The 19416-nt window shown below is 64.6% G+C and carries 22 protein-coding genes; 7 read left to right on the top strand and 15 right to left on the bottom strand.

The features are described from left to right. Positions 1 to 62 precede the first annotated feature (62 nt). Together G6R19_RS20380 and G6R19_RS06910 are read right to left on the bottom strand one after the other, a co-directional pair. Positions 63 to 563 (bottom strand): hypothetical protein, encoded by a 501-nt coding sequence (locus G6R19_RS20380; protein ID WP_240341787.1) that lies wholly within the window; start codon positions 561 to 563, stop codon positions 63 to 65. A 105-nt stretch (positions 564 to 668) separates the two neighbouring features. Continuing rightward, entirely contained in the window at positions 669 to 1163 is a 495-nt protein-coding gene (locus tag G6R19_RS06910) for a hypothetical protein (protein ID WP_163163620.1), read from the bottom strand. A gap of 127 nt (positions 1164 to 1290) precedes the next feature. On the opposite strand from G6R19_RS06910, the gene G6R19_RS06915 reads away from it, so the two are divergent. Continuing rightward, complete coding sequence (locus tag G6R19_RS06915; protein WP_240341788.1) at positions 1291 to 2238, top strand: alpha/beta fold hydrolase; 948 nt, start codon at positions 1291 to 1293, stop codon at positions 2236 to 2238. On the opposite strand, the gene G6R19_RS06920 is transcribed toward G6R19_RS06915, so the two are convergent. The 5 genes from G6R19_RS06920 to G6R19_RS06940 all read right to left on the bottom strand — a co-directional run bounded on the left by G6R19_RS06920 (position 2235) and on the right by G6R19_RS06940 (position 7875). Then, positions 2235 to 3044 carry a hypothetical protein gene (locus tag G6R19_RS06920; protein WP_163163624.1) on the bottom strand — a complete coding sequence of 270 codons (810 nt, stop codon included), beginning with the start codon at positions 3042 to 3044 and terminating at the stop codon, positions 2235 to 2237. The genes G6R19_RS06915 and G6R19_RS06920 overlap by 4 nt on opposite strands. A gap of 159 nt (positions 3045 to 3203) precedes the next feature. Continuing rightward, positions 3204 to 4268 carry a spore photoproduct lyase family protein gene (locus G6R19_RS06925; RefSeq protein WP_163163626.1) on the bottom strand — a complete coding sequence of 355 codons (1065 nt, stop codon included), beginning with the start codon at positions 4266 to 4268 and terminating at the stop codon, positions 3204 to 3206. A 132-nt stretch (positions 4269 to 4400) separates the two neighbouring features. Beyond that, a complete protein-coding gene (gene arfB / locus G6R19_RS06930; protein WP_163163628.1) occupies positions 4401 to 4823 on the bottom strand; it encodes an alternative ribosome rescue aminoacyl-tRNA hydrolase ArfB in 423 nt (140 codons plus the stop codon). A 29-nt stretch (positions 4824 to 4852) separates the two neighbouring features. Beyond that, positions 4853 to 7195, bottom strand: coding sequence for a multicopper oxidase domain-containing protein (locus tag G6R19_RS06935; RefSeq protein WP_163163630.1), 2343 nt, complete (start codon positions 7193 to 7195; stop codon positions 4853 to 4855). Beyond that, positions 7192 to 7875: a hypothetical protein gene (locus tag G6R19_RS06940; RefSeq protein ID WP_163163632.1), complete on the bottom strand. Its 684-nt coding sequence runs from the start codon at positions 7873 to 7875 to the stop codon at positions 7192 to 7194. Before G6R19_RS06940 ends, G6R19_RS06935 begins: the two co-directional genes overlap by 4 nt. Before the next feature lie 180 nt (positions 7876 to 8055). Here G6R19_RS06940 and G6R19_RS06945 point away from each other — a divergent pair, with 180 nt between their 5' ends. Further along, the gene (locus tag G6R19_RS06945; RefSeq protein WP_163163634.1) at positions 8056 to 9183 is read left to right on the top strand and encodes a serine hydrolase domain-containing protein; all 1128 of its coding nucleotides are present in this window, start codon (positions 8056 to 8058) and stop codon (positions 9181 to 9183) included. Positions 9184 to 9203: 20 nt separating this feature from the next. On the opposite strand, the gene G6R19_RS06950 is transcribed toward G6R19_RS06945, so the two are convergent. Further along, on the bottom strand, positions 9204 to 9626 hold the full coding sequence (locus G6R19_RS06950; RefSeq protein ID WP_163163635.1) for an SRPBCC family protein: 423 nt from the start codon (positions 9624 to 9626) through the stop codon (positions 9204 to 9206). Between the two features lie 260 nt (positions 9627 to 9886). Here G6R19_RS06950 and G6R19_RS06955 point away from each other — a divergent pair, with 260 nt between their 5' ends. After that, positions 9887 to 11485, top strand: coding sequence for an ABC-F family ATP-binding cassette domain-containing protein (locus G6R19_RS06955; RefSeq protein ID WP_163163637.1), 1599 nt, complete (start codon positions 9887 to 9889; stop codon positions 11483 to 11485). Positions 11486 to 11618: 133 nt separating this feature from the next. On the opposite strand, the gene G6R19_RS06960 is transcribed toward G6R19_RS06955, so the two are convergent. Genes G6R19_RS06960 through G6R19_RS06975 form a run of 4 tightly spaced genes read right to left on the bottom strand, consistent with a single transcriptional unit; the run spans position 11619 to position 13696 of the window. Next, positions 11619 to 12095: a YbaK/EbsC family protein gene (locus G6R19_RS06960; protein WP_163163639.1), complete on the bottom strand. Its 477-nt coding sequence runs from the start codon at positions 12093 to 12095 to the stop codon at positions 11619 to 11621. A gap of 3 nt (positions 12096 to 12098) precedes the next feature. Further along, positions 12099 to 12995 carry an SURF1 family protein gene (locus tag G6R19_RS06965; protein WP_163163641.1) on the bottom strand — a complete coding sequence of 299 codons (897 nt, stop codon included), beginning with the start codon at positions 12993 to 12995 and terminating at the stop codon, positions 12099 to 12101. Continuing rightward, on the bottom strand, positions 12996 to 13265 hold the full coding sequence (locus tag G6R19_RS06970) for a hypothetical protein (protein WP_163163643.1): 270 nt from the start codon (positions 13263 to 13265) through the stop codon (positions 12996 to 12998). It abuts the gene before it with no gap. Further along, positions 13262 to 13696, bottom strand: a complete 435-nt coding sequence (locus G6R19_RS06975) for a DUF3099 domain-containing protein (protein ID WP_163163645.1) — start codon at positions 13694 to 13696, stop codon at positions 13262 to 13264. Before G6R19_RS06975 ends, G6R19_RS06970 begins: the two co-directional genes overlap by 4 nt. Before the next feature lie 152 nt (positions 13697 to 13848). Between G6R19_RS06975 and G6R19_RS06980 the strand changes: the two genes are divergently transcribed. Then, positions 13849 to 14574 carry a beta-ketoacyl-ACP reductase gene (locus G6R19_RS06980; RefSeq protein ID WP_163163647.1) on the top strand — a complete coding sequence of 242 codons (726 nt, stop codon included), beginning with the start codon at positions 13849 to 13851 and terminating at the stop codon, positions 14572 to 14574. Here G6R19_RS06980 and G6R19_RS06985 read toward each other — a convergent pair. Next, positions 14520 to 14978, bottom strand: a complete 459-nt coding sequence (locus G6R19_RS06985; protein ID WP_205484287.1) for a DUF5655 domain-containing protein — start codon at positions 14976 to 14978, stop codon at positions 14520 to 14522. The genes G6R19_RS06980 and G6R19_RS06985 overlap by 55 nt on opposite strands. 191 nt (positions 14979 to 15169) lie before the next feature. On the opposite strand from G6R19_RS06985, the gene G6R19_RS06990 reads away from it, so the two are divergent. After that, positions 15170 to 15931, top strand: coding sequence for an SDR family oxidoreductase (locus G6R19_RS06990; protein ID WP_163163649.1), 762 nt, complete (start codon positions 15170 to 15172; stop codon positions 15929 to 15931). A gap of 71 nt (positions 15932 to 16002) precedes the next feature. Here the strand turns inward: G6R19_RS06990 and serB are convergent, their stop codons facing one another. Continuing rightward, on the bottom strand, positions 16003 to 16896 hold the full coding sequence (gene serB, locus G6R19_RS06995; protein ID WP_163163651.1) for a phosphoserine phosphatase SerB: 894 nt from the start codon (positions 16894 to 16896) through the stop codon (positions 16003 to 16005). 14 nt (positions 16897 to 16910) lie between these two features. Further along, complete coding sequence (locus tag G6R19_RS07000) at positions 16911 to 17801, bottom strand: class I SAM-dependent methyltransferase (protein WP_163163653.1); 891 nt, start codon at positions 17799 to 17801, stop codon at positions 16911 to 16913. A 63-nt stretch (positions 17802 to 17864) separates the two neighbouring features. Between G6R19_RS07000 and G6R19_RS07005 the strand changes: the two genes are divergently transcribed. Continuing rightward, complete coding sequence (locus G6R19_RS07005) at positions 17865 to 18554, top strand: LmeA family phospholipid-binding protein (RefSeq protein WP_163163655.1); 690 nt, start codon at positions 17865 to 17867, stop codon at positions 18552 to 18554. Between the two features lie 68 nt (positions 18555 to 18622). Continuing rightward, entirely contained in the window at positions 18623 to 19408 is a 786-nt protein-coding gene (locus G6R19_RS07010; protein ID WP_163163657.1) for an ABC transporter ATP-binding protein, read from the top strand. Positions 19409 to 19416: the final 8 nt, after the last annotated feature.

A 19416-nucleotide genomic window follows, 5' to 3' on the forward strand; every position in this document is an offset into this window, starting at 1 on the left:
GCAAAAGTATGAAGGAACGGCCCTGCACCGCTGGAAAGTTCAGTTGAATGAGTATCGGCGGGTCAAGGCGTGATTGTGAGGGCCTTCACCGGCTCTGCACACGAGGCACGCTCGAAGTTCACAGGTCCTTCTGCACGGTTGTTTCTGCCGGTGTCGTCGCACCAGTCGATATTGTGCGGCATTGCAGTCACCGTCGCCTGGCCAACCGCTATTTCTTCGGGCACTGTGAACGTATACGTAAATTCACCGGAATCAGTCATTGGAGCCGTTGCGTTGATGACTTTGTTGCCGCGTGCATCGGTGACACCCACTGCAATCCGGGCAGTGCCGCCGTACCGCGGGTTGCAGTCGGCTGCGGGTGCTGCGACTGTCACTTTCTCGCCGGGCCTGGCGCTTGTTGGACTCACCGAATAGGAAGGCGGAAGGCAAGGGGGCCCGCCGCCGGTTGCCTCATCAGGGAAGCGTGAGGAGCAGGCGCCTGCAGGGGCTAGCAGGGCAGCACCAAACACAAGGGCGAAGAACAACTGCTTCATTCTTGTGGGAAGCCTGTAGGGGAGCTTCATGTACACATTGTTGTCCTGCATGCACGGCACCGCCCGAAAAGCGGGGCATCCGTCCCCGGATCGTTACCGCTGACTACGCCTGCTGCAGCTGCACTCGCACGTGGGTCAGTTAGGATTCACCGCAGGGCTTCGCATTCCGCTGTAGGCTGCCACGACTCCTGCTAGGAAAATGAGCACCGCGAGGTAGACCGGGCCGAGATGTCCCAGCGTGGCCAGGCCCCACGGGTAATGCGCCGGGAGGGCTACTGCGAGTCCGACGGTCGGGACGAACACAGCTGTGGTGAAAGCCCAACGTACTCCTCTCCGCACCCCGTACCAGGACAAGCCTGCGATGGCCAGCCCTGTGGCAGCGATGAAGCCGCTCAGCGCGATGTGCAGATGGCTGATGTAGTGGTACAGCTCCGGGCTGAACGCCTCGACCTCAGCTTTCCCCTTGTCCACCTGATCGGGGCCAATCCCCAGCTCAAGGAAAGCGCCCGTGAAGTTGGATACCAGGAAGACGGCGGCGTACCCCACGAAAGCCAGCCCGGCAAGCGCCATGAGAGCGGCTCCTGTCCGGAGGCGGGATTCCTTCGCCGAGGTAGTTTGGATGGCAGGCATAGCCGCCACCCCCTCTCTTTTCACATTGGTACTCGATAAGAGTCCCCTGGCTGTAGGCCTGTCAAGGGAAACGTCGAATACTGTGGGATGGGTGACGGGCGAACAAACAACGACAGAATCCGGCTGGGTGACCGTGCCCAATGCCAAAATTTATTGGGAAGCAACGGGCGAACCTGCCGGCATTCCAGTCCTTTACCTGCACGGCGGCCCTGGGGGTTCCCTTGGTCGAGGCGGCTACCGTCAACGCCACGACCACAACCGATTCCGCACCATCGGATTGGACCAGCGCGGTTGTGGCAAGAGCACACCCGCTGCGCAGGACGACCTTGACCACCTGTCGGAGAACACCACGCAAACTCTGATCGAAGACATTGAGGCGGTCAGGGAGCACCTGGGCATCGAAAAGTGGATAGTCACCGGTGTTTCCTGGGGCAGCACGCTTGCCCTCGCCTATGCCTTGGAACATCCGGGTCGGGTGTTGGGTATCGCTTTGGTGGCGGTGACAACAAGCAGCCGGGAAGAGATCCAATGGATCACAGAGGATGTGGGACGCATCTTTCCTGAAGCTTGGGCCGACTTTGCGGAAGCTGCCAAGGCAGTCCCCGGTGAACGAGTGGTCGAGGCGTACGCTCGCCGGTTGGCCGGCCAGGATCGCGACGACGCCCGCCTGGCTGCCCTGGCCTGGGACCGTTGGGAGTCCACGCATATATCTTTGGACCCCAGCTGGCTTCCTGGCCCCCTGTTTGAAGACGAGCGGGAGCGTATGACGTTCGCTCTTCTGGTGACGCACTACTGGGCCAGGGACGGGTTTCTGGTCGACGGACGAGAGATTCTCCCGCGGATTCACGAGCTCAACGGCATCGCCGGTTACCTAATTCATGGCCGGCGTGACATCAGCAGCCCCGTCGTTACAGCCTGGCAGCTGCACCGGCGTTGGGAATCAAGCCGCCTCGTCGTCATAGAGGATGAGGGGCATGGCGGCCCTTCGTCCATGGCGGCACTGACGCGGGCAGTCGAAGATATCGCGGCCAAACCGGGCGCAGCCCACGGGGCGCGAAGCCGTGAACAGGCCTAGGCTTGCGGCAGCACCAGCATGTAGCCGGCTGGCAACTCGGTGCTCCAGCGCCGCGGCTCGCGGATCACGAACTGCGTCGCCAACTGCTCGGGGGTGAGCAGGCTGTTGGGCGCGGGCGACGGACCCCACTGCCCGCTGCCGTGCGGGTAGAGCGGATCCAGGACGCGGATGCCGGTGACCGAAAACTCCGGGAACTGCTTCGGATCTCCGAGTGACTCGAAGCCACTCATCACCCACGCGTGGCGGCCGCTCCACATGACCAGCCCTACCGGCCGGCCGGTGTCAGCGATGGCGCGGGCCGCCGTCTGAAGCGCGTCCTCATAATCGGGGACGCTGACAACGGAGTACGGCCCCATCCCAACTTCGGTCAGGACCTGCGCCCAGCCCAAGGGATTCGCGCCGTTGAACGAGTTGGACGATCGAGCGCGGGCCATCTCCCAGAGTTCGCCTTGGTGGGTAGGGTCGCCCCACGTGCCGCCGCCGGTGTCGTCTATCAGGTTGTGAACTATCTGGATGCTCGCTGCAACACACCAGTCGAAGGTGTGCTGCGGCACGAAGTCCCCCTCCTGGTAGAGGTTGAGGGCGAAGGGCTGGGGCACAGGGGGTGGCGCGGGAACCGCCGTCGGAGTGGGGGTGGGGGCCGCCTGAGGCGGGAGGGCGACGTCGACGGCGGCTGAAGGTGCCGAGGAAGCCGGGGCCGGACGGTCGGTATCGGCGTCATCGAGGCCGATCGCGGGCACACAACCCGCGAGGAAGGCCGCCAAGGCGAGGAGCCAGGCGAGAAGACGGGTTCGGGCACCGATCATGATTGGTCCAGTTTAGCGCGGCGCGTCGGGCCCCGGCAGGGGAGGGCCATCCTGTCGGGCCGCCGACAGCGCCACTCCGGCAGGGGCTGCGGTGCGGTCCCGCAAGCGGGAGGAGACCTGTCAGGGTGCCGTGACGTCGTCGGGAGCTGACTTTGCTCCTCAGAACGCGTAGCGGATCCGGCAGTATGGCGCGATCTGCTCAATGAGCGCCGTCAGTTGCCGCACGTAGTGTCCTTTGGTTCCTGAACGGTAGCGGACGTTGGTGAAGCCGTTGGAGGAGACCTTCGCTTCCTGCAGGTCCGGACGCCACAGCACGTTCTCGGCCTGCGGATGCCACCCCAGGTTGACCTCGTGGAGCCGCGCGTTGTGGGTCAGGAAGATGACTTCCGCCGCGAGCTGGGCTTTTGCGGCATCCGTCAGGGTGGCATCGAGCTGGCGCAGCAGGTCCTCCCAATCGCTGAGCCAGGTGTCGGTAACGATGACGGGGGAAAAGTTCACGTGCACCTCGTACCCGGCATCAACGAATTCGTTGATTGCAGCCATGCGTTCAGCCACCGGTGAGGTCCGGACGTCCACCGACTTCGCCAGGTCAGCAGGCATAAGGGAGAAGCGGATCCTGGTGTGGCCGCCGTGGTCCCAGCCGAGCATCGCCGGGTTCACGTACTTGGTGGCAAAGGACAGCTTGGCTGTGGGCAGGCCGCCGAAAAGCCTGACGAGATCCTCCACGTTGTCACTGATCAGCGCGTCGACGGAGCAGTCACTGTTTTCACCGATGTCGTAGACCCACAATTCTGGGTCGCACTGGTTGGGCTCCAGCTTCATGCCCTGCCGTGTGGCGTGGCGCTCAAGTGCCCCGGCAATCTGCTCGATGTTCGCAAACACGGTCACCGGGTTGCTGTACCCCTTGTGCCGGGGCACGTAGCAGTAAGCGCATGCCATGGCGCAGCCGTTCGCGGTGGAGGGGGCGATGAAATCCGCTGACCGGCCGTTCGGCTTGACGGTCAGCGCCTTCTTGACGCCGAGGACCAGCGCCTCGGTCTTGATGCGGGACCAGCGCGGCACGTTCGTTTCATCGCCGTGCACCTCCGGGATGTTCCAGTGGTTTTCCACAAGCACGACGTCGGCGTCCGGCCAGCGTTCGACGATCTCCTTGCCCCGGGGCAGCTCCAGGGCAGCAGGCTGCGCATAGATGCGGCGGATCTGCAGCAGCCGGTTGAATTCCATGACTTCATTCTCCCAAGGTGCCAAAGATGCCGAGGCCGGTTAAGCCCACGGCATCTTGCGCTGGCGGCGAACCGCTATTTCCCTGGGTCCCGGTTACGCCTTCGGTTCCGCAATGTCTTCAGCGCCCGTCCGCTAATCGGCGGACGGCCGCTTGCGTTGCTGTTTGGTTGTTGACCGCAGTTTCTTGGCGACGAGGCGGCGGCGGTCAGAACCGCGGGTAGGTTTGGTTGCCCGGCGGCCGGGTGCAGCAGGAGCAAGGCCCCCTGCCACAAGGTCGGCGAGCTTGGCCAGGGCGATCTCGCGGTTGCGCAGCTGCGAGCGCCGCTCGGAAGCGGACACCGTGACGACCCCGCCGATGAGGTGTGGTCCGAGACGCGTCAGCAGGATCAGCCGTTGGCTGTCTGACAGCGCAGATGATTCCCTGACGTCCCACGAGAGTTCGACGCGGCTGTCCGAAGTGTTTACGTGCTGACCGCCTGGCCCGGACGAACGCGAAAACCGCCAGTCGAGCTCCGACGCGGGAATCGTGAGCCCGGGCACCACGTCCAGATCCATGCGACTAGCGTTACATGGATCTGGAACGTTCAAAAAGCGGTGACGGTCACGGTCCGGGTCGCCAGAACCTGCCCCGTGACCCAGTGCAGGAAGTCAACCGCGATGGTGTATCGTCCTGCAGCCTGCGGGCGCAGCAGGAAGTCAAACTTCTCGGCCGCACCCGACTTGAGGACGCTGGTGACCAGCGGCTGGCCGGCCAGTGAGGGCTGAACCGCCGGACCGGCCGGGTTGGGGGTATTCCAGAAGGGGCGCCCATCGTGGGCGATAAGTTCGGCGATCTCAGCCGGATTGCCCGCAGCGTCGAGAAACCGCGTAAGGGTGGGAAAGTAGTCCACATTCACCATGCGGACGAGGGTGGGCTCGTAGCCGGGCCTGGGGACGTTCGCGCGCATCGCGCTGATCGCCCATATTCGGTCCCCTCTGGGCCGGGTGGGGACCGTGCCGCCGAGGAGAACGAAGTGTTTGGGTTCGAAACGGTTAAGGCCTGCGTCGTCCCCGGACAACCCGGCTGCATGGTTCAGCTCGTGCCAACGCGGGTCGATCGAATAGGGGGCAATCAACGTCTCGGTGGCGATGTCGTACAGCGGGCCGTCCGTCGAGTGGCGGCGGGTTCCTTTCGGCGGCGGGGCTGTGGAGCTGACCCGCGGATCAACGATGATGGGCCCGAACATTCCCATTTGGACGTGCAGGGGTGTGTTGACGTGGCAGTGGTAGAAATAGGTCCCGGCAGAGCCGCGGTTGGGGTTCCCGGGTACGCCCACCTCCGGCCTCCACTGGTAGGTGTATTCCCCGGTGACCTCGAAGGAAGTGTGGCCCACGCCGTCGTTCCGGGGGTCGGGTTCAATGCCGTGCCAGTGGATGGTGTGCACCCTCTTGCTCGGTTCCACAGTGCCATGGAACAGCTGGCCCTCCGTCAGCCGCAACAGCGGTCCGGGAAGCCCCCGTCCCGATCTCTCGTCCTCGAAACTCCAAAACTCGATTTCGGGGCCGTTCGGCACCTTCAATTTCCGGTTAAAGAAATCGAACACCATGCTGACGTCCGGGCGCTGGCGGAACTCAGTTTCCGGGCTTCCCTCATGAGGCTGGTCCGAGGCGAACTCCACCTGGCTCCGGTACTGGTGATGGCCGCCTGACACGGTGCCCGGGAGCCCCGGCTCGGGGATCGCGCCGGCGGCCAGTACCCAGTCAGCGACAAGACCGCCCGGGTAGAGTCCGCCGGCCGCGGTCTGCGAGGGCTCCGCATGGCAGTGCATCGGATACTTCCAGTCCTCGGTTCGGGCGTCCCACACTGGATCCAACACCTCCGGCGGGCGCCGGACGGGCAGAAGCGACTCCTTTCGGTCCATCGGTTCCAGCTGTACGGTGTCCTCCCAGTGCTGCAGGAGCACGTCACCCTCCGCGCTGACCGATCCACCGCTTCGGGGGAAGTCATAGCCGTTGGCCCGCACAGTCCAGACGTGGTTGCCATGGTAGTGCAGTTGGTGGTCCACGATGCCGGCGTTGACCATCCTCATCAGCTGGCCGGTGCGGACGCCACCTAGGGACGGCGAGGCGCTGAAGTTGCGCACATCGGTTTCGCGCGGGTGGCCTGAGGGCAGAGTGTCCTGTTCCCGGAGTTCGTTGAATTCTTCATTGGTGGTAACTGCCAGCGACTGGAAGCCGGAGTACCCGTTAAGTGTGAAGTACCGTGGCACGGCCGGTGTAGAGGCGGGATTGACCGTTTGGCCGCGGGAAGCGATGCGGGCCCAGTTAGGATCCACGTCATGGCACAGCCACAGCCATTGCCGTTCGAACTCGGTCCCGCCGGGGAAGAGCCGCCAGGCGTTGGCCGGGTCTATGACCACCAGCGCCCCGTAGAGGCCAAGGGTCCGTTCCACGGGTTCGTTGCCCGGGTCCGAGAACAGATAGGTTCCAGGTGGGGGCGCTTCGAACTCAAGGAGAGTTGATGCTCCGGGAGCTATGGCGCCCGTGCCCTTATCCCCGCCCGCCGGGGCGATATGGAACCGGAGTTCGTGTTCCTGCGAAAGATGGTTGTGCACCATAATCCGGATTTTGCTTCCTGTTTCTGCAACGAGGGTCCGGTCCGGAAAGTAGCTGGCCCAGTATTCCTTCCTCACCAGATACTGTCCGGGATTTGCCGGGTCGGGCTGCAGCGGGGCTGGCCTGCCGTGCGGAGGCGGCGGAGCGGTGAGGGGATAAGTCCGGCTTGCCACGACGTCTCCGGCAGCCGTGAAGACCCGCGGGCCCATGGACAGGGACGGACTGACGTCCGACACGATGGAGCGGCGCTCGCCGAAGCCCCGGTGGTAGACCAGGGAACCGTCCACCATCGGCACATACCCCTCATTGATATGGAAGTCCAAGATGCTCATGACCGAACCTCGTTCGTTGTGAGGGACGGGAGCGCCAGCCGGTAGGTCCGGTCCTGCTGCTCGTCGGAGTAGTCCAGCGCCAGCTCTGGGGACTCACGCGGCGCCAGGTAGCTGATCAATAGGTGCTCCGAGCTGTGCGGTGCTATCGGGCCGGGGTCCCGGTCGGAATCCCGCGGCGTGACTGTTACAACCGATGAACCCAGCTTTAGCCGGAGCTGGCCCGGGCTGAAAAGCACTGGCACCGCCCCGGCATTCTGAAGTTGCACCTCGAGCAGTACGACGTCGGCCCAGGTGAGGTTCAACGGTTCCGGCCCCGCCGCGCCTCCCAACGTCCCGTCGTCGTGGCCGTGAACGTCGGGGCTGGGCTGCGTTGTGCTACTGACACGCCGAATCCGCATGTCGCCTCCGGTGCCGCCGCCGGCATTCAGTCGCGAGGCAGCGGCCGCCAAGGTCTTGAAAGCTGGTTGTCCCTGGGCATCGAGTCGGGCAAGGCGTCCGGCCCGAACAATTGCCAGGGATCCAAACGCCGTGGCCACGCTCGTGGTTGTGTTCTCCCGGCTCCGCCCGGCAATGCCATAGGTACCGCCGGCCAGCAGCAGGAAAGCGCCACCACTCAGCACCAATCCGAACTGGCGGCGACTTAGGCTTCGACTAGTGAAATGGCCTGGTTGAGAAGTCATGTCATCTCCCTGTATTTGCGGATTGGGATCATCCTGCTGGCAACCACCTGCGGAAACCTTGGGGGCAGCTAGGAGGGTGTCTCGATGCGGTTCTGCAGGGGTGTTGCGGCAATGTCATTCAGTTCACCGGTTGGGTCCGAAACCACTGGTGCAACGGTGCCCTGGCTGCCACTCTGAGTCATGAATACTGCTGACCAGCCGTCTCCGGAGCCGGGCGGGCAGCCCCGCCAACTGCACGCCGAACGGGTCCGGGCCATCGCCCAGGAAATTGCTTCCGCCGCGAACATCCCAGGAATTTCCATTGCAGTGGCCACACCGGACGAGGTCCTTTACGCAGGCGCCGTTGGATACGCCGATCTCGCAGGACATCGTCAGGCGCGGCCCGAGGACCAGTACTTGTGGTTCTCCATGACCAAAATCGCCACCGCCACCGCCGCAATGAGGCTGCACGCCGACGGACTCCTCGACCTTGAGGCCCCGATTGGCACCTATCTCCGTGGCTACCGCCCACACCCGCGGCACGGTCACCCCACCACGAGGCAGCTCCTCACCCACACTGCGGGACTGGGCAACCCCCTGCCGGTGCGGTGGGTCCGCCCCGAACATCACGCGGCAGTCCCAAACCGGCTGGCCCGCATAGTCCGCAAGCACGGGGCACCACACACAACGGTTGGCAGCCGGGCAGCCTACTCCAACATCGGTTACCTGCTGGCGGGCGAGGTTATGGAGGCCGCCGCTGGACGCCCGGTGGAGGAATGCGTCCAGGAACTGGTGCTCGACCCGTTGGGCATGACCAGGACCGGATACGGCTATAACAGCGCGGCTCCCCGCGCGGTGGGATATGTGCGCATGGCACCTCTCCTTCGGCCGGTGCTGGTCCGGATTCTGCCGAAAGGGGTGGTGGGGCCGCAGGTGGGTCCCTACACCAGCCTGAACCCGTTCGTGGTGAACGGCGCCGCGTACGGTGGCCTCCTCGGCACTGCTGCCGACGCCTCCCGGCTGGCCGCAGCCCATGCCGCCGCGGCTACGGACCCGCACCCGGTTCTGGGACAGGGCGACATCGAGGAGATGCGGACTATCCACGCCTTCGGCAAGCGATTCGACCACGGCATCGGATGGTTCCGCAAACCGGCGGATGCCACGCGCAGCCCTGCATTCGTCGAACACTACGGGACCGGTGGTGGCTTCTGGAACGCCATGCGCATCTACCCTAAGGACCGGCTGGCCCTGGTTGCCATGGCCAACACAACAGCCGCGTGGGATGTCGACCGCCTCTTCACCCAGCTCAAGGGCCTGCCCTGGGCATGATCATTATCAAGTTCGCGCAGCTAAAGCCCGCGAGTGTGAGCACCGGCCAGGTGACGGTTCCGTCCCTCGATGAGCTTCCGGAGGTAGCGGGCAAGGACCAGTCTTTCGATAAGGCGACCTATGAGTCCGAAGGGGGTCTCGAACTCGATCCGGTCCACCATTGTGGTTCCGGCAGGATCTTCCCTGAATTCGTGCACGTGCCGGAACCGCCGAAACGGTCCCCGAACCTGCTCATCCACAAAATAATTGGGCGACTGCAGCTCGGTGATCCGGCTTGTCATCCTTAGCGGAAGGCCGAAATGCCAGGCCCGCCACGTTACTTCGTCGCCCAGCGAGATGAGGCCGGTAGTCACACCGGCAATGGCTTCCTCACGGGACTCCGCCATCGATTCCTTATGGGCGTCGACGCTCCGGGCAAGGTCAAACAGCTCCAGCCTGGGCATGCTTGTCCGCGTTGTGCACTCAAAGTAGACGGCCATTGTCAGAGTATGGCAGTTCTTCGTTTCCCTGCCCGACATGGTGCAGGTGCAAACCGCGATCCCCGCCCGGCAGCCGGAACCGTACAATCCCCACCCGTCCTGCGGTTCTGCAGCGCAGGCGCGGACGGTAGACTTGGATGGGCCGTTCTCCGGCCATTGCCGCCCACGCCCACCACAGACGCTCTGGGCTGCGGCTTATCCCTCTGTGAAAGGCTTTACCTGCTGTGATTACTGTCCAGGATCTTGAACTGCGCGCCGGCGCCCGGCTCCTGATGGACCAGGTGAGCTTCCGCATCGACAAGGGAGACAAGATCGGACTGGTGGGCCGCAACGGCGCCGGGAAGACCACGCTGACCCGGGTTCTCGCAGGGGAGGGGCTCCCTGCTGCCGGCAAAGTCACCCGCACCGGCGAGATCGGCTACCTGCCCCAGGATCCCCGCACCCCGGACATGGAGCAGCTTGCGCGGGACCGGATCCTGTCCGTCCGGGGCCTGGACATCGCCGTCGGCAAGCTCCGCCTGGCCCACGAAGAGATGGCCAGCGAAGACGCTGCTGTCCAGCGCAAGGCGATGAACCGCTACGACCGGCTCGAGTCCGAGTTCCTGGCGGCGGGCGGCTATGCAGCCGAAGCCGAGGCGGCGGCAATCTGCTCCAACCTTGCGCTGCCGGACCGTCTGCTGAACCAGCCGCTCAAGACCCTCTCCGGTGGCCAGCGGCGCCGCGTGGAGCTCGCGCGGATTCTTTACTCGGATGCCGAGACCATGCTCCTCGATGAGCCCACCAACCATCTTGACGCCGATTCCATCGCCTGGCTTCGCGACTTCCTGAAAAACCACCAGGGCGGATTGATCGTTATCAGCCACGACACCGAACTGCTCGAAGCCACCGTCAACAAGGTCTTCCTGCTCGATGCCAACCGCGCCCAGATCGACTTCTACAACATGGATTGGAAGCGATACCTCACCCAGCGCGAAACCGACGAGCGTGCCCGGAAGCGGGAACGTGCCAACGCTGAGAAGAAGGCCCAGGTCCTCTTTGACCAGGCCAACAAGATGCGCGCCAAGGCCACCAAGGCCGTCGCAGCACAGAACATGGCCAAGCGCGCCGAACGCCTGCTGAGCGGACTCGAGGCCGTCCGCGAGCAGGACCGCGTAGCAGCCTTGCGCTTCCCGGACCCGTCACCCTGCGGCAGGACTCCGCTGACAGCCGAGGGCCTCAGCAAGTCGTACGGTTCACTGGAGATCTTTACCGATGTGGACCTTGCCATCGACCGCGGCTCCAAGGTTGTTATCCTCGGCCTCAACGGCGCGGGCAAGACCACCCTCCTGCGCATGTTGGCCGGTGTGGACAAGCCCGACACCGGTGACGTGATCGCCGGGCACGGCCTGAAGGTGGGCTACTACGCCCAGGAACATGAGACTCTCGACGTCGACCGCACCGTCCTGGAAAACATGCGGTCCGCTGCTCCCGACATGAAGGACGCGGAGGTGCGCGGCATCCTGGGCTCCTTCCTGTTCTCCGGGGACGACGTCGACAAGCCCGCCGGCGTGCTTTCCGGCGGCGAGAAGACCCGCCTGGCCCTGGCCACCATCGTGGCATCCAGCGCCAACGTCCTGCTCCTGGACGAGCCCACCAACAACCTCGACCCCGCCAGCCGCGCAGAGATCCTGGGCGCCCTCAAGAACTACAGCGGCGCCGTCGTCCTGGTAAGCCACGACGAAGGGGCGGTCGAAGCCCTCAACCCCGAGCGCGTCGTCCTGCTGCCCGACGGCGTCGAGGACCACTGGAACGAAGACTACCTGGACCTGATTACGCTGGCTTGAGCCGTCTCGCTGCCTGCCTTACGTCCGCTCCGCGGCGCAGGTGATTTCCCGCGTGCTGGCTCCTTCGTCGCCTTTGACGCACGCTACATAAATCACCTACGCCGCTTCGCTCGTGCCTCTGAAGCCTTACGCTTCAACGCACCTTCAGTTCCAGCGCTTCGGTTATTTCTTGAAGCTGCCGGTAGGTGATGCTGAACATTGAGTTGTGGTCGCCTGCTCCTGCCCAGAGGAGCTCGTGCTTCTGGAGCGACTTGTCCAGGAGGGTCCTTATCTTTTCGGGGTGGCCAACTGGGGCTACTCCGCCTACATGCTGGCTGGTGTGCTTCAGGACGAAGTCGGGGGAAGCCCGGCGGATTCGGCCTTCACCCAACTGCTCAGCCACCAGCTTTGTGTCCACGCGGGCTGCGCCGCTGGCAAGGATCAGCAGGGGTTCTCCGTTGAGGTCGAAGATCAGGCTGTTGGTGATTGCCGCTAGGTCGCATCCCAAAGCCTCCGCCGCCGCGGCTGCTGTCGGGACGCCGGCCGAAAAGGTCCGCACAGTGTCGCCAAGGCCGGAGCGTACTAACGCCAAGCTCACCCGGCCGACCGGGCCGCCGTCGTACTCCGTCATGCGTCAGTAACCCTGGGCGTCCAGGAGTGCATCTTCCTCTTCCTCGGATGTTGCTTTCTTCCGCTTACGGGGAGTTGGCGGACGGCGGCGGGCTGCCGCGGCAGCCGAGTGGATGGGGCTGCCCGAGGCGAGCGATTCGTCCGTGCTTTCGTCGTCGTCCTCGGCGTCGATCGCTGCGTTGCGGGCCTGCTGGCGGGCTGCGTAGCCGAAGCCGACAAACATCAGCACGCCGAACGCGAACCACTGCAGCGAGTAGGACAGGTGCGTGCCCTCCTCGGTGGAGGGCTTCGGGAACGGCAGTGGCATCTCGGCGGCAGGCGGCGTCTCTGAGGCGAGCTGGCCGTACGCCCCGGTGAGCAGGGGGTGCCCGAGCTGGGCCGAATAGGCGGCGAGGTCGATGGAAGCCAGCTGGCCTTCGGGCGCACCACGCTGCAGTTCCGGCTCAGGATGCTTCAAACGCACGACGGCGGTCACTTCACCTGCAGGAGGTTCGGGCACCGAATCAGGGCTGCCCGGATTCTTGTTGCCGATGGGCAGCCATCCGCGGTCAACCACGACGGTTTCGCCCGTGATGAGGCGGAACGGGACAACCACTTCATAGCCTGGCTGGCCGTTCATCGGCCGGTTCCGGACGACGCGCTGCTCATCCGCCAGGTACGAGCCTTTCAGCTCTACCTGCGTCCACTCCATGGCAGGGTCCAGCCGGTTGCTGAACTGTTCCTTGGCATCAGAGAAGGGGATGGGCGTGGCGGAGTAGTTGGTCACCACACGGTTGATTTCGGCCAGGGTCTCCGCGCGCCGGTCCATCTGCCAGCGGCCCAGGAAAACGCAGGCGGACGCAAAGATGGCAGCCAGCAGGAGGTATCCCAGCCACTTGCTGGAGAAAAGGAAACGGTACATTCAGCTGTCCTGCTCCAAGGCACCGGATACGCCCTGGCCCGCAAGCGGCAGAGTTTCCTTCCACAGCCCGCGGGTCTGGAGGTAATCCTCCAGCCAGTCCCGGTGGTCTGCACAGGCCAGCCAGGTCTTGCGGCGCTCGGGGGAGTGGATCTTGGGGTTGTTCCACTGGAGCTGCCAGGATGCCTGGGCCCGGCACGCCTTCCGGGAGCAAATGGCAGCGGCTTCCGCCACGGTGGGATCGGTTCCCGCTGCGAAGTCAAAAATACTCATGATGCCCTTCGCTCCTGCCCGGATGGTGTTTCGTCGTCGTCATCAATCAACTCGCCCTGAAGGACCTCGCTGCCATGCCCGTCATCCGGTGTGGGAGCGGGCGGGCTCTCAATCTCGGCCAGCGGGGCAGAATCCAGCAGCAGGTCGCTGTGGCCCTCGGCCTTGTCGTTGCCATTGGCTATAACAACCGCAATCCAGGGCAGGAACACTGCTCCGGCAACCATAACGATCTTAAGCCAGCCGTCCACCACAAAGATCAGGATCAGGCACACCATGCGGATTCCCATGGCCAGCGCGTATTTGACCATGCGCTGGTGCATGTCCTCGGAATGGCCTCCCGCGGCATCCGTGATGCTGTGGACTTCCGAATCGCCGGAGAACCGCTCGGGTTCTCCAGGCGCGGATTGTCCCGCATGGTTTTCAAGGGTCACGGTGATTGATCACGCTCCAAAGGCTTACGTCAATTCTCTCACCAACGGCAGTGGCACCCAAACCAGGCCCGGGCCTGACGCTAAGATCGAAGTCAGCCAAATCACCCCTCTTCTACAGCGGCCCACTGCCGCAGAAATCCGGAGCCTTTTCCATGACTGAAGCAGCCACCGCCCCCCGCAGCGTCCTCATCACGGGCGGCAACCGCGGCATCGGCCTGGCCATCGCCGAAGCGTTCCTGGCCAACGGGGACAAGGTGGCCGTGACCTACCGCAGCGAGTCCAAGCTGCCGGAGGGAATCCTGGGTGTGAAGGCCGACGTCACCGATGAGGCGTCCGTGGATGCCGCCTTCAAGGAAGTGGAAGCAGCCCACGGGCCGGTGGAAGTCCTGGTGGCGAACGCCGGTATCACCAAGGACACCCTGCTGCTGCGCATGAGCGAAGACGACTTCACGTCCGTCATCGACACCAACCTCACTGGCGCGTTCCGGGTCATCAAGCGCGCCTCCAAGGGCATGATCCGCCTGCGCAAGGGCCGCGTGGTCCTGATCTCTTCGGTCTCCGGCCTGTACGGCGCCCCCGGCCAGATCAACTACTCCGCTTCGAAGGCCGGCCTGGTGGGCATTGCCCGTTCACTGACCCGCGAACTGGGTTCACGCGGCATCACCGCGAATGTGGTGGCCCCCGGCTTCATCAACACGGACATGACCGCTGAACTTCCGGAAGCCACCCAGAAGGACTACCTGTCCAGCATCCCGGCAGGCCGATTTGCCGAGGCCACAGAGGTTGCCAACGTGGTCCGCTGGATTTCCAGCGAGGAAGCCGCCTACATCTCGGGCGCTGTCATTCCCGTGGACGGCGGCCTGGGCATGGGCCACTGACCCGGTAGCGGGACAGCAGCACCATCACCGGCGGCCGTAAACGCCTCCGCCAGCCAATCTGCCACCTCGCCGTCAACCTCGTCCACGCCGTTCAGTTCCAGGTGATGCATCCAGACACCAGGGGACGGATGGATGATCTCCTTGAACCGGCCGGATTCCAGGCGCCGTGGCAGGGCGATGGACAGCACCGCCGGAACGTTGGTCATCAGGTATCGGCGCGGGTTCCAGACATAGGCGAACCCGCGCCGGTTCCGAAAAGCCACCTGGCTGGTGGTGGTCCGGACCGTGGCCTGATGAGCTATGACGCGCTGGACGGCCGCGCAGATCTGCAGCCCTTCCGGCGAACCGCTGAAAACCTGCTCCGGAGTGGAAGCGGCACCGGACGCGCCCGCCTGCTTTTCCATAGGCCGAGCCTACGCCGGGTCACTCTTTCGGACGGCGCGTTTCACCGGTCCTGGCGCCCGGGCGCGGACCGCCCCAACTAAGCCGTCGCCACCTTATTTGTGGGGGTCACACAAGCGGATCGGGAGCGGCCGCTGGCATGATGGACTGCAGACCTTCAGCGATTTAGACGTTTCGAACAAAGGGAGCTCGTATGGGACTGCTGGACAACAAGACCGCCATCGTCACCGGATCATCGCGCGGCATCGGGGCTGACGTAGCCAAGATCCTCGCCGGCCAGGGTGCCGCCGTCGTGGTTAATTACCGCCAGAAGGCGCCGCGCGCCAACAAGGTAGTGCAGGGAATTGAAGCCGCCGGCGGGCGTGCCGTGGCCGTTGGCGCGGACCTCACCACCCAGGAAGGCGTCCAGGCCTTGGCCTCCGCCGCCATGGAAAACTTCGGAACGCTGGACATCCTGGTGCTCAACGCCTCCGGCGGCATGGAAACCGGCATGGGCGAGGACTACGCGCTCAAACTGAACCGCGACGCCCAGGTCAACATGCTCAACGCAGCCGTACCCCTAATGAAGGAAGGCTCCCGCGTGGTGTTCGTTACCAGCCACCAGGCCCACTTCATCAACACCGTGCCCACCATGGAGGCCTACGAGCCCGTGGCCCGCAGCAAGCGTGCCGGGGAGGATGCACTGCGGGAACTCATCCCCAGCCTCGCCGAAAAGGGCATCACCCTGGTGGTTGTGTCCGGCGACATGATCGAGGGCACGGTCACCGCAACGCTCCTTGACCGCTCCACCCCCGGTGCCATCGAAGCGCGCCGGGCCGAAGCCGGAAAGCTCTACTCCGTGGAAGAGTTCGCGGAGGTGGTGGCCGGCATGGCTACCGCCGACGTCGAGTCCGGCCACACCGAATACGCCGGCGGCGCCGACTACTTCGGCAAGGGCGCGGGCCAGCCCAGCTAGGCCCCTGAATGCCGGATAGGCCCACACCGTCAAGGAATCCTGATGGTGTGGGCCTATCGCGCTTAAGCGGACTAAACGCCTGCCACGTGGCGGACGGCGTCGAGGTACGGCATGTTGACGGCGGCGTCGGCCACGGCGCGCACGGCAGGCTTCGCGTTGAACGCGACGCCGATCCCGGCGGCGCCAAGCATGTCAAGGTCGTTGGCGCCGTCGCCCACGGCCACGGTGTGTTCCATGGCGATGCCCTCGGTGGCCGCCCATTCACGCAGGTACTTTTCCTTTGCCGCCCGGTCCACCACTGCGCCCAGCACCTTGCCGGTCAGGGCGCCGTCGACGATCTCCAGCTCATTCGCCTGCCAGTAGTCCAGCCCCAGCTCAGCGGCTATCGGCTCCAGGATTTGGTTGAACCCGCCCGACACCACGGCCACCACATGGCCCGCGGCCTTGAAAGCCGCCACGAGTTCGGCGGCCCCCTCGCTGAGTTTCACCTCTTCACGGACGGAATGCACGACGTCGGCCGGCAGCCCCGCGAGCACCTGCACCCGGGCGTGGAGGCTCTGGGTGAAGTCCAGCTCGCCGCGCATGGCAGCTTCGGTGACAGCAGCCACCTCTTCGCGCTTCCCGGCGTAGGCGGCGAGGAGTTCGATGACCTCCTGCTGGATCAGGGTGGAATCCACGTCCATGATCAGGAGTTTGCGTTCTGCCGAGCGGAGGCCGTTGGGGACCAGCGCGGTGTCCAGTCCGGCGATCGACGCCTCGGCGACGGCGTGACGGAGGGCAGCCATCCCGGCCGCAGTGGCGTCCGAAAGCTGAAGTTCGGCCACGTGCACCTGGTACCGCTCGTCACCACGGTCCGTTTCGGACAGCAGGGCAGCCCCTTGTCCGGTGAGGACGGAACGCAGCTGCTCCAGCCCGGTTGGGGTCACATTCAGGCCATAGCTGACGGCGGTCACGTTCGAAGTCATGCCTGCAATCTTAGTCAGCGGGGGAGGGGTCCCTTGAATTCATTGCGCGGCGGCTGCCCGCCTGCCTTCCGGGCGACGATCGTGTAGGTACAGGGAACAAGGTCACGTTCGGATTCCGGCCACGCGAACCCGCCTGCCACCTCCACCATGCGGGGTGAGAACTTCCACGGGAGTGTTTTGTCCTCGCCCAGATGAAGAATCTGCAGTCCCGCCGCGATGAGGGAGTTGATGATTTCCGACAAGGGGTGTGCCCACTGATACGTCCGGGAGTGGGCCACCTTGCCGTCGCCGTCGTAGGTGGACTCGTCGTCCCATAGCTGCGCTTCGCCATTGCCGAAGTACGGATATCGAAGCTGCAGTCCGTCGGCATGCTCATCAATGGCGTAGAGGGCAGGGTGCCCGTCGCGGATGTAGAACGTTCCTCCGGGCCGCAGAAGCGCTGCTGCCTGCCCGGCCCAGCGGCCCAGGTCCGGCAGCCAATTAATGGTTCCGATGCTGGTGTACACGAGGTCGAAGTCACTATCGACGGCGTCACGGGCCTCAAGGACATCCGACTCGACCCACGTGGCATCAAGGCCTAAACGTTGTGCCAGGCCGGCGGCGGATGCCAGGGCGCCCGGTGAGAAGTCCACGCCGGTGACGCGGGCCCCGGCCCGGGCAAGGGAAAGTGTGTCGGTGCCTATGTGGCATTGAAGATGACATACATCCAGGCCGGAGACGGTGCCGCCAGGGAGGAATGGCGCGAGTGCGGCCAGGTCCGTCCGGATCACGCCGGTGAGGTGGTTTGGGTCGTCCAACTCGCTGATCGCGTATGCCTTCTCGTGCAGGGGAACCCTGTCTTCCCAATTGGCACGGTTACTCGCACGCGCGGCATCCCAATCGATTGCAATCCGGCTGTTACTCATGGGGCGAGTCTATGCAACGGCAAGCGGGATCACTTGTTGCCTCCCCAATGACAGACTGTCCCGATGGAGTGGAAGCGCGCGAAGGACTGGCTGATCGGTGCTATTGGAATGCTCCTCGTCCTGGGGGCCGCGATTGCCATCCTGTGGTGGGTGGCGAGCGAACCGGCCGCCGGGGAGGCAGGACCTGTGCCGTCGCCGACGGTAGGCACCGGACGCATGCCAGGCGCAGAGCCTCCTGCCGGCCTGCGCGAGGACGAGGTGTGGCTGGCCGACCTTTCGCTGGATGCCGGGACAGTGGTAGCCGCGGGCTCGACGCTCCGCGACGTCCGGGTTGTGGGGCAGGACGTGACCACGGGACCGCAGGGGCCGGTTGCTTCCCGGCTTGCTGTAGATGCGACCGTGCCCTTCGAGGTTGTCGCCGGAGAGCTTGGCAACGGGACCGAGGTCCGTGCCGCTGACGGCGGCCAGGCCATGGTGCTTCGCACGGTCGAAGCCTTGGGCCGTGAACTGCGCGTGATAGCCACCGGCACGGTCCAGGTTGAGGCCGGCAGGCTCGTCGTCGAGCCACGCTCGATCGACTTCGGCGGGCCGGCTTTCCTCTCCGACGCCACCGCCGCCGTCGTGCGGGGGCTCGTAACCATAGAGCATGACATTGAGGGCCTGCCCAACGGCCTCGTGCTCCAGGACGTCGCCGTTCAAGGCGACGGTTTCCGGGCCAACCTCCGGGGCGAAGACGTCAGGCTCGTCCGGTAACTTCACGTCCTGTCCGGCCGGGACACCGGTTATCAGTCAGCCTCTTTTTTGTCCTAGTGTCTACTCCTATGAGTGATGTTCTGGAATTGGCTTCCGTTAGCGTTGTCCGAGGTAAAAAGACCCTGCTGGACAAGATTGACTGGGAAGTTAACGAAGGCGAACGCTGGGTAATCCTCGGGCCCAACGGTGCCGGCAAAACCACTCTCCTCCAGATCGCGGCCGCCCGGATGCATCCGAGCAGCGGCAAAGCCGGAATCCTGGACGAAATCCTGGGCCGGGTGGACGTCTTTGAACTCCGCCCCCGCATTGGCCTTTCCTCCGCCGCCCTTGCCACCCAGATCCCCGAACACGAGAACGTCCTCAATGTTGTGGTCACCGCCGCGTACGGCGTCACCGGCCGCTGGCGGGAAGGATATGAGCGCGACGACGAGCGGCGGGCCTTCCGCCTGCTCAACGACTGGGGGATGGGGCCGCTCCTGAACAGGACCTTTGCCACGCTGTCCGAAGGTGAGCGCAAGCGCGTCCAGATCGCCCGCGCACTGATGACTGATCCCGAGCTGCTGCTGCTCGATGAACCCGCCGCAGGCCTGGACCTCGGCGGCCGCGAGGAACTCGTCCACAAGCTCGGGGAACTCGCCCGGGACGAGGCAGCACCCGCGATGGTCCTGGTCACCCACCACCTTGAGGAAGTCCCGCCGGGCTTCACCCACGCCATGCTGATGCGCGACGGCGGAGTGGTCGCCGCTGGCCCCATCACGGACGTGCTGACGGCCGAACACCTCAGCACCACCTTCGGGCTGGACCTGGATGTGACCGTCAACGGCGGCCGGTACACCGCCGTCGCACGCCGCTAGGGCGGCAC

It is taken from the genome of Arthrobacter sp. Alg241-R88, from assembly GCF_900537115.1.
Taxonomy (GTDB): domain Bacteria; phylum Actinomycetota; class Actinomycetes; order Actinomycetales; family Micrococcaceae; genus Arthrobacter.